The 12,632-nt window shown below is 62.5% G+C and carries 13 protein-coding genes; 3 read left to right on the forward strand and 10 right to left on the reverse strand.

Annotation, left to right across the window (positions count from 1 at the left end; genetic code table 11):
• Window positions 1-296: 296 nt before the first annotated feature.
• The 10 genes from ureG to HDE80_RS19615 all read right to left on the reverse strand — a co-directional run bounded on the left by ureG (window position 297) and on the right by HDE80_RS19615 (window position 10,162).
• Complete coding sequence (ureG, locus tag HDE80_RS19570) at window positions 297-962, reverse strand: urease accessory protein UreG (RefSeq protein ID WP_184601349.1); 666 nt, start codon at window positions 960-962, stop codon at window positions 297-299.
• Complete coding sequence (locus HDE80_RS19575; RefSeq protein ID WP_184673657.1) at window positions 959-1,657, reverse strand: urease accessory UreF family protein; 699 nt, start codon at window positions 1,655-1,657, stop codon at window positions 959-961. The genes ureG and HDE80_RS19575 overlap by 4 nt, the downstream gene beginning before the upstream one ends.
• The gene (gene ureE, locus HDE80_RS19580; RefSeq protein ID WP_255483984.1) at window positions 1,647-2,171 is read right to left on the reverse strand and encodes an urease accessory protein UreE; all 525 of its coding nucleotides are present in this window, start codon (window positions 2,169-2,171) and stop codon (window positions 1,647-1,649) included. Before ureE ends, HDE80_RS19575 begins: the two co-directional genes overlap by 11 nt.
• A gap of 34 nt (window positions 2,172-2,205) precedes the next feature.
• Window positions 2,206-2,736: a GNAT family N-acetyltransferase gene (locus HDE80_RS19585; RefSeq protein WP_184673658.1), complete on the reverse strand. Its 531-nt coding sequence runs from the start codon at window positions 2,734-2,736 to the stop codon at window positions 2,206-2,208.
• Between the two features lie 62 nt (window positions 2,737-2,798).
• Window positions 2,799-4,502 carry an urease subunit alpha gene (gene ureC, locus HDE80_RS19590; protein ID WP_184673659.1) on the reverse strand — a complete coding sequence of 568 codons (1,704 nt, stop codon included), beginning with the start codon at window positions 4,500-4,502 and terminating at the stop codon, window positions 2,799-2,801.
• The gene (locus tag HDE80_RS19595; RefSeq protein ID WP_345776482.1) at window positions 4,499-4,837 is read right to left on the reverse strand and encodes an urease subunit beta; all 339 of its coding nucleotides are present in this window, start codon (window positions 4,835-4,837) and stop codon (window positions 4,499-4,501) included. The genes ureC and HDE80_RS19595 overlap by 4 nt, the downstream gene beginning before the upstream one ends.
• 100 nt (window positions 4,838-4,937) lie before the next feature.
• A complete protein-coding gene (ureA, locus tag HDE80_RS19600; RefSeq protein ID WP_184673660.1) occupies window positions 4,938-5,240 on the reverse strand; it encodes an urease subunit gamma in 303 nt (100 codons plus the stop codon).
• A 50-nt stretch (window positions 5,241-5,290) separates the two neighbouring features.
• On the reverse strand, window positions 5,291-6,196 hold the full coding sequence (locus tag HDE80_RS19605; RefSeq protein WP_184673661.1) for an urease accessory protein UreD: 906 nt from the start codon (window positions 6,194-6,196) through the stop codon (window positions 5,291-5,293).
• Window positions 6,197-6,229: 33 nt separating this feature from the next.
• The gene (mutS, locus tag HDE80_RS19610; RefSeq protein ID WP_184673663.1) at window positions 6,230-8,905 is read right to left on the reverse strand and encodes a DNA mismatch repair protein MutS; all 2,676 of its coding nucleotides are present in this window, start codon (window positions 8,903-8,905) and stop codon (window positions 6,230-6,232) included.
• Between the two features lie 150 nt (window positions 8,906-9,055).
• A complete protein-coding gene (locus tag HDE80_RS19615) occupies window positions 9,056-10,162 on the reverse strand; it encodes a calcium:proton antiporter (protein WP_184673664.1) in 1,107 nt (368 codons plus the stop codon).
• Window positions 10,163-10,370: 208 nt separating this feature from the next.
• Between HDE80_RS19615 and HDE80_RS19620 the strand changes: the two genes are divergently transcribed.
• From HDE80_RS19620 to HDE80_RS19630, 3 genes are all read left to right on the forward strand, one after another.
• Window positions 10,371-10,868 (forward strand): CinA family protein, encoded by a 498-nt coding sequence (locus tag HDE80_RS19620; RefSeq protein ID WP_184673667.1) that lies wholly within the window; start codon window positions 10,371-10,373, stop codon window positions 10,866-10,868.
• 152 nt (window positions 10,869-11,020) lie between these two features.
• Window positions 11,021-12,055, forward strand: coding sequence for a recombinase RecA (gene recA, locus HDE80_RS19625; protein ID WP_184673668.1), 1,035 nt, complete (start codon window positions 11,021-11,023; stop codon window positions 12,053-12,055).
• Window positions 12,056-12,077: 22 nt separating this feature from the next.
• Window positions 12,078-12,626, forward strand: a complete 549-nt coding sequence (locus HDE80_RS19630; RefSeq protein ID WP_184673669.1) for a sulfur transferase domain-containing protein — start codon at window positions 12,078-12,080, stop codon at window positions 12,624-12,626.
• Window positions 12,627-12,632 lie beyond the last annotated feature (6 nt).

Here is a 12,632-nt window from a genome sequence, read left to right on the forward strand (position 1 = left end):
CTCATGGTGCGGGCTCCTTGCGAGTTGCGGACAAGAGTGGCTGGCGGATGACGCGTGGTTCTTTGAATCTACGCGCTGCTTATCATCAATAGAATTTGATTATTCTTATGCAAACGATAGTGCTGGCCTATGACAGTTTTGTTGTTCTACGTCATGGGACGGCAGTGAGGCCGATCAGTTCCGCTCGGGGCGGTCTTGTTCCAGAGCGGCTGGTGGCCAATCGCCATAAATGGAAGTCTGGCGAGCATCAGCTGCTGCGTTGGCGTTGGTGCGTCAATCGACCGGATCGCGCGCTATCAGGGCAGTAGCAGGCCCTGCGTTTCGATAAAGCGGATGACCTGATCAAGACCGTCTTGTCGGCGCAGGTCGGTCATCGCGAACGGCTTGTCACCGCGCATGCGCAAAGTGTCTTCACGCATAACCTCCAGCGACGCGCCGACATAAGGGGCGAGATCGGTCTTGTTGATCACCAGGAGGTCGGAGCGGGTGATGCCGGGGCCGCCCTTGCGCGGAATTTTCTCGCCGCCAGCCACGTCGATCACATAGATGGTGAGGTCGGATAGCTCCGGCGAAAACGTGGCCGCCAGATTGTCGCCACCGGATTCGATGAACACGATATCGGCATCGGGATACACGTCGAGCATGCGTTCGATCGCCTCGAGATTGATCGAGGCATCCTCGCGGATCGCGGTATGCGGGCAGCCGCCGGTTTCCACGCCCATGATGCGTTCCGGTTCCAGTGCGCCGGCTACGGTGAGCAGGCGCTGGTCTTCCTTGGTGTAAATGTCGTTGGTGATCACCACCAGGTCGTAACGATCGCGCATCGCCTTGCACAGCATTTCCAGCAAGGTGGTCTTGCCTGAACCGACCGGGCCACCAATGCCCACGCGCAGTGGCGGCAGCGTGCGCGTGCGGGGCTGGCGAGAAGGTGCGTGCGTGTGTGCGGCAGATGCGATGCTCATGAGCGGAACAGCCTCGTGTATTGAGTTTCGTGATGCGCGGAAAGAATGCCCAGCATCGGCGTGAAGTTGCAGGCCTGTGCCGGTGTCCGGGCAAGCGTTTCTTCGACCCAGGCCGGCAGGTGGTTGGCGAGGCGGCGCAGGATCGCCTGTCCCACAATCTGCCCCAGCGGCACCAGTTTCACCGCGGCCGTGGTGAGGTTTTCCGCGAGGCTCCATCCCATCGCATACAGGGCGTCGCGCTCATCGGCCAGACCCAGCACCACGGCCGCGCAAGCATGCACGCTGGCGTAGGCTGGCGGGTGTAGCGAACCCAGCACGGCGCGATGGGCGTCGGTCAAGGTATGCAACTGCGGTAGCGCCTGCAGCCATAGGGCCAGCGAACGCCCGGTCTGCTCGCTTTCCATGCGCAGCTCGGCGGTTTCGCGCATGGCGATCAGCTGGGCGTTGAGTGTCGCGATCGCCTGCTCATCAAGTTCGGTCCAGGCGGCATATTGCGCGCGCCACAGCGGCGCCTCGCCTTCGGCCCAGGCCAGCGCAAGGTAATCGGCGATCCACTGCTCGGCGCTGGCCGCATCGAACACTACGCGAGCTTCCAGCGCGGCCTCCAGCCCCAGCGAATGGCTGAAGGCGCCGACCGGTAGTGCTGCTGATGCCAGCTGCAACAGCGCTGGCAGGTTTGACGGATCAGCGCGCATGCGGATCGCGCAGCGGCGAAAGGTCCGGTTCGTGCCGCCGGAATACCGCTTGCGCCAGCGCGTAGTCTTCGGCAAACGTCGCATCGTGGCCATGCTTGTGACCGCCGCCGTAGGCACCGGTCTCCGGCTGGAACAGTGCCTCGATCGCATCGATCTGCACGCCAAGTTGGTCGAGCATGTCGCGCAGCACGGGATCAGGCGTGATCGCCAGATAGCCGTCGCCGACTTCCACTGGGATATGCCGGTTGCCCAGGTGATAAGCCGCGCGCGTCAAAGCCAGCGGCGTAGCAGCGGTGACGCGCAGCACGGGCTCGGCCGCGGCTACCACGATAAACACCGAATCGTCGTCGGCCTCTAGCCGGTCACCCGGACGCAGCATGAGGCCGGGCATCAGCGCCCAGGCCAGCTCGCGGCCGTCAGGCAGGGTGAGCCGGTGCCGGCTGCGCTTGCGCTGGTCGAAGCTCAGCTCTAGGGTTTGAACCGGCACGGCGGTGTCAGCATCGGTTGCAGTCATATGACGCAGCATGATCAGCACGAGATCCTCCCATTCATTCGCGGCATGCGCTGAAAGCAGGTGTGGATTTATTCTGCGGCGCGACGATCGATCGGTAGTAGAAGCGACTGTCTACGCTCATGATTGGGAATGTAGCGGGCAAGTCATCACGATCGATGACTTGGAAACCCTGTTTTTCATAGAAGCGTTGCGCAGCCAGAAACTGGGTGGTGGTGCCTAGAAACACCGTATGTATGCCGTGCGTACGGCTCCACTCGTACAAGGTGTCGAGCAATTGTTGGGCAACGCCATGCTGGGCCCCGCGAAAGGGTTTGGCCACGAACATCTTGCGCAACGCCGCCTGACCATGACCCATATCAAGCAAGGCGATGCTGCCGATTACTGCGTCGTCGGCTACTGCCAACCAGAACTGGCCGCTGCCACGTTGATAAAAACCGGTGATATCGAGCAGATCTGGCTGCGCCTCCAGAGTGATTGGAATCCCGAATTCAGCCTGTTGAATCGGCAGGATCAATTCGGTCAGGGCGGCTTGGTACTTTTCATGAAAGGGAACGATCTCGATCATGCATACCTCCAATAAGGCAGAGCAGACGCCAGCGATGCAAAGCGGGAAATATCAAAGAAATATCAAAAAAGAAAATAGCGTTGCGCCATCGGCAACACCTCGGCCGGTTCGCACCACAGGCGTTCGCCATCGGCGGTCACCACGTAAGTTTGCGGATCGACCTGGATATCCGGTGTCGCGGCGTTGTGGATCATGTCGGCCTTGCCGATCGTGCGGCAGTGGCGCACGGCGACCAAATTTTTCTGCAGCCCCAGACGCTCGCCCAAACCATCGTCAATAGCGGCCTGCGAAACGAAGGTCAGCGAACTCTGCGTCAGGCTGCGCCCGAACGCACCGAACATCGGCCGGTAATGCACCGGCTGCGGCGTCGGGATCGAGGCATTCGGATCGCCCATCGGCGCCGCGGCAATGCTGCCGCCCTTGAGGATCAGCGCGGGTTTTACGCCGAAGAAAGCGGGCTTCCACAGCACCAGGTCGGCCCACTTGCCGACTTCGACCGATCCGACCTCGTGGCTGATGCCATGGGTGATCGCCGGATTGATGGTGACCTTGGCCAGGTAGCGTTTCACCCGGCCGTTGTCGTGTCGCGCCGGATCGCCAGCGAGCGAACCGCGTTGCACTTTCATTTTGTGCGCGGTCTGGAAGGTTCGCAGGATGACTTCGCCGACACGGCCCATCGCCTGGGAGTCGGAGCTGATCATCGAGAACGCACCCAGATCGTGCAGGATGTCTTCCGCCGCAATCGTTTCGCGGCGAATGCGGCTCTCGGCGAATGCCACGTCCTCGACAATGCCTGGGTCGAGGTGATGGCAGACCATCAGCATGTCCAGGTGTTCGTCCAGCGTGTTGACGGTGAACGGCCGGGTGGGATTGGTCGAGCTGGGCAGCACGTTGGGCAGCGAGGCCGCCTTGATGATGTCCGGCGCATGCCCGCCGCCGGCGCCCTCGGTGTGATACGTGTGGATGGTGCGACCCTTGAACGCGGCCAGCGTCACTTCGACAAAGCCCGATTCATTGAGCGTGTCGGTATGGATGGCCACCTGTGTGTCGGTGGCATCGGCCACGCGCAGCGCGCAGTCGATCGCCGCAGGCGTGGTGCCCCAGTCCTCATGCAGCTTCAGGCCGATCGCGCCGGCGACGATTTGTTCGTGCAGTGCTTCGGGCAGGCTGGCGTTGCCCTTGCCGAGAAAGCCGAGATTCATCGGAAACGCCTCGGCCGCTTCGAGCATCCGCTGCATGTGCCACGGTCCGGGCGTGCAGGTGGTGGCATTCGTTCCCGTCGCGGGTCCGGTGCCGCCGCCGAGCATGGTGGTGACGCCGGACATCAGCGCCTCCTCGATCTGCTGTGGGGCGATGAAATGGATATGGCTGTCGATCGCGCCGGCAGTAAGGATCAGGCCTTCGCCGGCGATGATCTCGGTGCCTGGTCCAATCACGATGGTCACGCCGGGCTGGATGTCGGGATTGCCGGCCTTGCCGATGCCGCTGATGCGCCCATGCTTGAGGCCGACATCCGCTTTTACGATGCCCCAGTGATCGACGATCAGCGCATTGGTGATCACCGTGTCGGCGCAGTCCGCGGTCTGCCGCTGGCTCTGGCCCATGCCGTCGCGGATCACCTTGCCGCCGCCGAACTTCACTTCTTCGCCGTAGGTCGTGAAATCCTTTTCCACCTCGATGATCAGGTCGGTGTCGGCCAGCCGCACGCGGTCGCCGGTGGTGGGACCGAACATTTCGGCGTAGGCGCGGCGACTGAGCGTGGTCATTCGAGCGGTCCCATGACATCACCATTGAAACCGTAGACCAGGCGATCGCCAGTCAGTGCGACCAGGATGACCTCACGTGACTGCCCGGGTTCGAAACGCACCGCGGTACCGGCGGCGATATCGAGCCGGAAACCACGCGCGGCGGTGCGGTCGAAATGCAGCGCGGTATTGGTTTCGGCGAAGTGGTAGTGCGAGCCGATCTGGATCGGCCGGTCGCCGGTGTTGGCCACGGTGAGGGTGAGCGTTTCGCGGCCGACGTTGAGCGCGATCTCGCCCTCGTCGATCAGGTATTCGCCGGGGATCTTTAGGCCTTGAGTCATGGCGCTGGGGTTCATGTGGTCTCCCGCGTCGGCGGCAGCGAATGGATGTTGACAGCAAAGGTAGGATGACGGGAGAACGTGCGGCGCATGACGATCCTCGAAGTTTGCGGTTAGCTCAGCTGATCGGGTCGTGCACGGTCACCAGCTTGGTGCCATCGGGAAAGGTGGCTTCGACCTGGATGTCCGGGATCAGCTCGGCAATGCCGTCCATCACGTCGTCGCGAGCGAGCAGGGTGGTGCCGTAGTGCATCAACTCGGCGACGCTGCGGCCGTCGCGCGCGCCTTCCATGATCGCTGCGCTGATAAACGCCACCGCCTCGGGATAGTTGAGCTTGAGCCCGCGCGCCTTGCGCCGTTCGGCCAGCAGGCCGGCGGTGAAGATCAGCAGCTTGTCCTTTTCGCGGGGTGTCAGTTCCATACGGCTCTCATGTCCAATCGCTTTCGTGATGTCAAATCAGGTGAACGATGTCAGGTAGACCAGATGCGCGGTCGCTGCGATGGCATGGCCGCTGTCCATGGTCTCAAGGTATGCCACAACGCTTCGAATAATTCACGCACCGTGTGACCGCTGGCGCCGAGTGCGCGAATCACGAGTAACTCCGCGGGAGCGGCAAGCCAGGTGATGCCACAGGGCAGGTCGAATCGGGTCGCCGTGGCGCGCGCGGCGGCCAGCGCCTCGACGTGGTTGGCCGATAGCCGTGGCGAACACGCCCAGGCCGTGGCAAAGACGTTGTGGCCCGCTAGCCGCAGTAATGAATCGCGCAGCGGATCATCGGCCGCCAGATGGGCCTGTTCCAACCACACCGGATGATCGTCACGAAGCAGCGCGAGACGCTGTTGCCAGAAGCCGTGCTTCCATCGTTCACCCGCAGCCAACCTCCCGAGTTGCACGATGTCCCAGCCGAACATCGCCGCCCGCGGTGCCAGGTCGATCTCGCACTGCTGAATAACCTGTGCGCCGTCGAACAGGATCGACTCCTGTGGCAACCACTCAAGGCAGGCGTCGTCAGCGACGGTCAGGTGTAGCGACTGTTGCGCCGGTGCGGCGTGGCCTGCGCGATACCATTTGGCTGCGCCCGGCGTGGTGAGCAGGGCATGCGCACCACGTTCCATCTGGACGTCTATTTCAAGCTTGTCGCCACCGGCGATACCGCCGGGTGGGTGCAGCAGCAGTGCGTGGCAGCAGCCAGGGCCTTCCGGGTACAGCATGCGTTGCACGCGCAGCGGTCCGCGATGGCTGCGATGCACGGCCTGAGTACAGGTATCGCGACGGGCAAAGCGCAGTTCCAGTCGCGCCGACCACGCGCCCGCTGACGAAGCCCGCAGACTGGCTTCGATGTCGGGTACGTGATCTGGCATCGAGCGGTAGGACAACGAAGAAATCCCTGCACGAAAGTGGTGAAACGGTCAGCCCGACGTTAGCAGACCTTTCAGTCGGTATAGCGCCTCCAATGCTTCGCGCGGCGTCAGCGCATCGGGATCGATATCGGCCATGGCGCGGTCGAGCGCCGAGGGCTCTGGCACGGCTGGTGTAGATGCACCGAAAAGACCTAACTGTGGTGAATGGGCGGAGCCACGCTTCTTGCGTGACGGATCGTGATCGGCGCCACCACGCTCCAGCTCTGCCAGCGTACGCCGCGCGTCGGCAATCACTGATTTCGGCAGGCCGGCCAGTGCGGCCACCTGCAGGCCAAAGCTGCGGTTGGCAGGGCCGTCCTTCACCGCGTGCATGAAGACCAGTTGCTCGCCCAGCTTTTTATCGTGAAATTCGACGGCGTCCAGATGCACATTGGCGATGGACGGGTATTCGCCGGCCAGCTCGGTCAGCTCGAAATAATGGGTGGCGAACAGCGTGTAGGCGCGGCTGCTAGCAGCCAGGTGTACGGCTGCTGCGCGCGCCAACGACAGGCCGTCGTAGGTGCTGGTGCCCCGACCGACTTCGTCCATCAGCACCAGACTGTGCTCGGTGGCGTTGTGCAGGATGTTGGCCGTTTCGCTCATTTCCACCATGAAGGTGGATTGTCCGCGCGACAGGTCGTCGCCCGCGCCGATGCGGGTGAAGATGCGGTCGATCGGGCCGATCACCGCCTGCTTGGCCGGCACATAGCTGCCGATGTGGGCGAGCAGCACGATCAGCGCGTTCTGGCGCATATAGGTGGACTTACCGCCCATGTTCGGTCCGGTGATCACCAGCATGCGGCGACCGCCGCGACCTGCCACGTCATCAAGAATCAGGTCGTTCGGCTCGAACGGCTCGTCGCGGACCTTTTCCACCACCGGATGACGGCCACGCTCGATCGCGATGCCGGGTTCGTCGGTCAGTTCGGGTGCGCTCCAGTCCAGCGCTTCGGCGCGTTCGGCCAACGTGGCCAGTACGTCGAGTTCAGCCATCGCGCTGGCGGCGGATTTCAGCGGTTCGAGCTGTCCGGTGAGTGTGTCGAGCAGCGCTTCGTACAGGGCACGCTCACGCATCAGTGAGCGCTCTTTCGCGGAGAGCACCTTGTCCTCGAAATTTTTCAGCTCTTCGGTGATGTAGCGCTCGGCGTTCTTGGTGGTCTGCCGACGCGTGTAATGCGTCGGCGCCTTGTCGGCCTGCGCCTTGGTGATCTCGATGTAGTAGCCATGCACGCGGTTGTAACCGACCTTCAGCGTGGTGATACCACTGGCGGCTTTTTCGCGCTCCTCGAGTTCAACCAGGTACTGATCGGCATGCGTCGACAGCCGGCGAAGTTCGTCCAGTTCCCCGTCGTAGCCGTCGGCAATGACGCCGCCGTCGCGCTGCAATACGGGTGGCTGCGCGACCACGGCGCGCGCCAGCAAGTCGGCGATGTCGGCATGGTCGCCGATGCGCTCCGCGAGGGAACCCAGCAAGGGCGACGCTTCTCGAGGAGTGCGGCCATGGATGGCCGCTTCTTGATCTTCGCGCTCATGAATGAGCGCACTAATACTAGGCGCGGCCGCCAGCCCGTCGCGCAACGTGGACAGGTCGCGTGGCCGCGCCGAGCGCAGCGCCACGCGGGCGAGAATGCGTTCCAGATCGCCGATGCCACGCAGCTGTTCGCGCAGCGATTCGTAGCGGCGGGCGTCGATCAAGGTGCCGATGGCCTGGTGGCGAAGGCGTAGTACGTCGCGCGAGCGCAGCGGTCGGTTGAGCCAGCGGCGCAGCAGACGCGCGCCCATCGGCGTCACCGTTTCATCGAGCACACCCAGCAGCGTGTGCTCGGTGCGGCCGCTGGGGTGCGTATCGATTTCCAGATTGCGTCGCGTGGCCGCATCCATCGCAATCGTCTCGCTGGCGCTTTCCACCGCCATGCCCGAAAGATGCGGCAACGCACTTTTCTGGGTTTCTTCGACATAGCTGAGCAGGCAGCCGGCAGCGGCGATGGCCAAGGGCAAATCGCGTGCGCCGAAGCCGCCGAGGTCGCGCGTGCCGAAAAAGCGGTTGAGTTCGCGCGTAGCCGTGTCGATATCGAAATGCCATGGCGGCCGCTTGCGCAAGCCGGGCAGGCCGCTGACGAATTTCGGCCAGGCGATGTTTTCGTCGACCAATGTTTCGGCAGGTTGCAGTCGCGCCAGTTCGGCCGCCAGCGCTTCGGCGTTGGGTACTTCGCTGAGCAGAAAGCGGCCGCTGGTCAGATCGACCCAGGCCAGCCCGTAGTTGTCGCGTGTGCCGCCAGCGATCGCCAGCAGCAGATTGTCCCGACGTTCCTCCAGCAGCGCGGCGTCGGTTACCGTGCCGGGTGTGACGATGCGCACCACCTTGCGCTCGACGATGCCCTTGGCCAGCGCCGGATCGCCGATCTGCTCGCAGATCGCCACCGATTCGCCCAACCGCACCAGTCGCGCCAGATAATTTTCCGCCGCGTGGTAGGGCACGCCAGCCATCGGAATCGGCGCGCCGCCCGACTGTCCACGCTGAGTCAGGGTGATATCCAGCAGCCGCGCCGCCTTGCGCGCATCGTCGAAAAAAAGCTCGTAGAAATCGCCCATTCGGAAAAACAGCAGCACGTCCGGATGCGCCGCCTTGGCACCCAGATACTGGCGCATGAACGGGGTGTGCTGTGAAAGATCGTCTTGGGTCATGCGGTGCAGGTCTTGGCGTGGTCGTGTCGAACGGAGCGGGCGGCGGTTTTGCGCGTGAAGCAAAACGGATTCAAGTCCATCAGTCTCGCATGGAGCTGTTCTTCGTTCCTACCCATGCTGGCGTTGGCGTCTATTGCCAATCACGGACTTTCAAGGGCTGAAAACCAGCACCAGGAAGACCGCGAAGAGCGACAGGTGAACCGCACCTTCCAGCATCGTGGTGCGCGAGCCTGAAAAAGTCAGTCCGCTCAGAATCAGGGTGGCCGCCAGCAGCACGATGCTCGCGGGAGGTAGGCCCAGAACGACTTTCTGCCCGGTAATCAGCCCGATGATGAGTACCGCGGGAACCGTCAGCCCGACCGTCGAAGTCGCCCCACCCAGGCAAAGATTGATCGCTCGTGTCAGCTGGTTTCTGCGGATGGCGATCAGCGCGGAAATACCTTCCGGTGTGAACACCAGCATGGCAATCACCACGCCACCCAGGGCTGGGGGCGCACCCATCGCGGCGATGCCGTGATCCAGCACTTTGGCCAGGCTTTTGGAGAGAATGACGATAGGCAGAATATTGACCAGCAGCATGACCACGTGTCCGATCAGCTTGCGCCTGGAAAGCGGTGGCGATACAGCCTGAGCCTCGATGACGACGGGCTCGTCGCTATTGGCAGGCTCCACAAAAAACCCCTTGTGTCGGCCGGTCTGCAGCCATAAAAAGATGCCGTAGAGACCAATCGTCAACACCGAAAAAGCTGTCGCTTGCAGCGAGGTAAGCGTGCTGTCGGACGTGGATGCAGTGAACTTCGGCAGCACCAGCGCAATCGTCGACAGCGGTATGACCACCGCCAGGTAAGCCGACGCGCCCTGCAGGTTGTAGGACTGTTCGTGATGGCGTGCGCCGCCGATCAGCAGCCCCAGCCCGACCACACCGTTCAGCACGATCATCAGCACGGCGAACATGGTGTCGCGCGCCAGCGTGGAGGCATCCTGCGCGCTGATCATCACGGCGGAGATCAGCGCCACCTCGATCAGCACGATCGACAAGGTGAGGATCAGGGTGCCGAACGGCTCGCCCAACATCTCGGCCAGTTCCTCAGCCTCGTGCACAACGCCAAAGGCGACCCAGATGATCACCAGGAACAGCCATGCGAACAGGCCTATGCTCACGGCTGGACTGGCCAGTGCGCTCATCCAGCTTGCGCCGAACACCAGAAACAGGACGACGGAAAGCCAGGCGATGGTCGGGCGAATGAAAACTTTCATGGTGTTGCTCCGGACGACGATGGGAATCCATGCCCAAGGGGCGGCGGAATGATGCCGTCGAGTTTATGCGATAGATGCGCTGCGAGCTCTCGCCTTGCGCGATATTCCATTGCACGGGTCAAACACGATGTGCCGAAGGGCGCTGTGAGACGCCATGGCATAATTCGCGCCTCTGTGCAGATCGAGTTCAACGATGGCGAGTTCAGCGATGGATTTTTCCGATAGGCATCTGAATGAGCTGGCCCAGGACGTGGCAGCCATCGTGATGGCGCACAAGCTGATGTTGGTAACCGCCGAGTCGTGCACCGGCGGCTGGATCGCCAAGACGCTGACCGATCTGCCGGGCAGCTCGACCTGGTTTGACACGGGTGTGGTGACCTATAGCTACCAAGCCAAGGAATCCCTGTTGGGGGTCAATCCGCGCACGTTGGAGCGAACCGGCGCGGTCAGCGAGGAAACTGCACTGGAAATGGTCTCCGGCGCGCTGGCCCGCTTCGGCGCAGGCGTGGCGGTGGCGGTGACCGGTATCGCCGGGCCATCCGGGGGCACGGTGGAAAAACCGGTCGGCACGGTCTGGATCAGCTGGAAGCGGCGTGGTGGCTACGGTCGCGCGCAGTTGTTCCACTTTCCAGGCGACCGCGAGGCCGTGCGACGGCAGACCGTGGCCGCCGCGCTCATCGGTTTGCGCAAAACCCTGACGGATTAAAGCGACGCAGCCCGCCTGATCAGCTTGACCGGTATGGGATACTTCGACGGTAGCGAATCGATATTCGCGTGATCGCAGCCCGTGAGACCCGCTCCGGGCATGATGCTACCCAGTTCTCAGACAACCTTTCAGCCCAACCGGAATTCAAGACGATGGATGACAACAAGCGCAAGGCACTGACCTCCGCCCTAGGCCAGATCGAAAAGCAGTTCGGCAAGGGCGCGATCATGCGCATGGGCGATCGCGTCAATGAAGCCATTGAAACCGTCTCCACCGGCTCGCTGGGCCTGGATATTGCCCTCGGCGTCGGCGGCCTGCCGCGTGGCCGCGTGGTCGAAATCTACGGACCGGAGTCGTCTGGCAAAACCACCATGACCCTGCAGGCCATCGCCAGCTGCCAGCGCGCCGGCGGCACCGCGGCGTTCATCGATGCCGAGCATGCGCTCGACCCCACCTACGCCGAAAAGCTGGGCGTCAAGGTCGACGATCTGCTGGTGTCGCAGCCGGATACCGGTGAGCAGGCGCTGGAAATCGCCGACATGCTGGTGCGCTCAGGCGCAGTCGACATGGTGGTGGTCGACTCGGTCGCCGCACTGACGCCCAAGGCGGAAATCGAGGGCGAGATGGGCGACTCCCACGTCGGCCTGCATGCTCGCCTGATGAGCCAGGCGCTGCGCAAGCTGACCGCCAACATCAAGAAATCCGGCACGCTGGTGATTTTCATCAACCAGATCCGGATGAAGATCGGCGTGATGTTTGGTAGCCCGGAAACCACCACCGGCGGTAACGCGCTGAAGTTCTATGCCTCGGTGCGCCTGGATATCCGCCGCATCGGCGCGGTGAAGCGCGGTGACGAGATCATCGGTTCGGAAACCCGCGTCAAGGTCGTCAAGAACAAGGTGGCGCCGCCGTTCCGTCAGGCCGAGTTCGAAATCCTCTACGGCGAAGGCACCTCGCGCGAAGGCGAGATCATCGAGCTGGGCGTGGCTCAGAACCTGATCGACAAGTCCGGCGCCTGGTACAGCTACAAGGGCGACCGCATCGGCCAGGGCAAGGAAAACGTGCGCCAGTTCCTGCGCGACAATCCCGCCATGACCAACGAGATCGATACCTTGCTGCGCGAGCGACTGCTGGTACCAGTCGGCAAGCCGGCACCGATTTCCGCAGAGGAAGTTGAAGAGGCCTAAGCCTTAAGCGGGGGGAAGAGAAATGCCGAGCTTGAAATGGACTTTTTTGTTGGCGGTGTTGCTTGGCTTGGTGGTGGTTGTGTCTGTTGCAGCCATCAACCGGCCTGAAACGCAACACCATGTTTTGGCGAGACCACTCGCAGGTTCGGTATGGGTGACGGAGCAGATCGATGCCAGCCAACTGGCAGGCATCAAGTCGCAAGGGTTTCGCTCTATTGTCGACTTACGCCCTGATGGCGAAGTTTCCAATCAGCCAGCCTCGACGGATGTAGCGCGTGCAGCGCAGGGCGTAGGGCTAACGTTCGGTTATGTTCCAGTTCAGCATGGAGACATTCCTGCCGCGTCCGTCGATGCACTTGGGCAGTTGCTCGCCCAGTCAAGCAGGCCGATTCTTCTTTACTGCCGCAGCGGGCATCGCGCCGCACGTACATGGGCGCTAGCAGAGGCTTCCCGTCCGGGAGGCCTGGGCGTTTTGGAGATTGAGTCTGCGGTTCGCCAGGTCGGGCAATCCGCCGATGATCTACATGGACAAATCGCGGCGCGTATTGCGTCGAGATCAGTGGTTCATTAGGAGCGT

The organism is Rhodanobacter sp. A1T4 (assembly GCF_014207185.1).
Lineage (GTDB): Bacteria > Pseudomonadota > Gammaproteobacteria > Xanthomonadales > Rhodanobacteraceae > Rhodanobacter.

Coding starts and splice junctions, on each gene's coding strand:
- ureG (WP_184601349.1), bottom strand. CDS start 962: ATGAGCATCGCATCTGCCGCACACACGCACGCACCTTCTCGCCAGCCC.
- HDE80_RS19575 (WP_184673657.1), bottom strand. CDS start 1,657: ATGCGCGCTGATCCGTCAAACCTGCCAGCGCTGTTGCAGCTGGCATCA.
- ureE (WP_255483984.1), bottom strand. CDS start 2,171: ATGACTGCAACCGATGCTGACACCGCCGTGCCGGTTCAAACCCTAGAG.
- HDE80_RS19585 (WP_184673658.1), bottom strand. CDS start 2,736: ATGATCGAGATCGTTCCCTTTCATGAAAAGTACCAAGCCGCCCTGACC.
- ureC (WP_184673659.1), bottom strand. CDS start 4,502: ATGACCACGCTCAGTCGCCGCGCCTACGCCGAAATGTTCGGTCCCACC.
- HDE80_RS19595 (WP_345776482.1), bottom strand. CDS start 4,837: ATGAACCCCAGCGCCATGACTCAAGGCCTAAAGATCCCCGGCGAATAC.
- ureA (WP_184673660.1), bottom strand. CDS start 5,240: ATGGAACTGACACCCCGCGAAAAGGACAAGCTGCTGATCTTCACCGCC.
- mutS (WP_184673663.1), bottom strand. CDS start 8,905: ATGACCCAAGACGATCTTTCACAGCACACCCCGTTCATGCGCCAGTAT.
- HDE80_RS19615 (WP_184673664.1), bottom strand. CDS start 10,162: ATGAAAGTTTTCATTCGCCCGACCATCGCCTGGCTTTCCGTCGTCCTG.
- HDE80_RS19620 (WP_184673667.1), top strand. CDS start 10,371: ATGGATTTTTCCGATAGGCATCTGAATGAGCTGGCCCAGGACGTGGCA.
- recA (WP_184673668.1), top strand. CDS start 11,021: ATGGATGACAACAAGCGCAAGGCACTGACCTCCGCCCTAGGCCAGATC.
- HDE80_RS19630 (WP_184673669.1), top strand. CDS start 12,078: ATGCCGAGCTTGAAATGGACTTTTTTGTTGGCGGTGTTGCTTGGCTTG.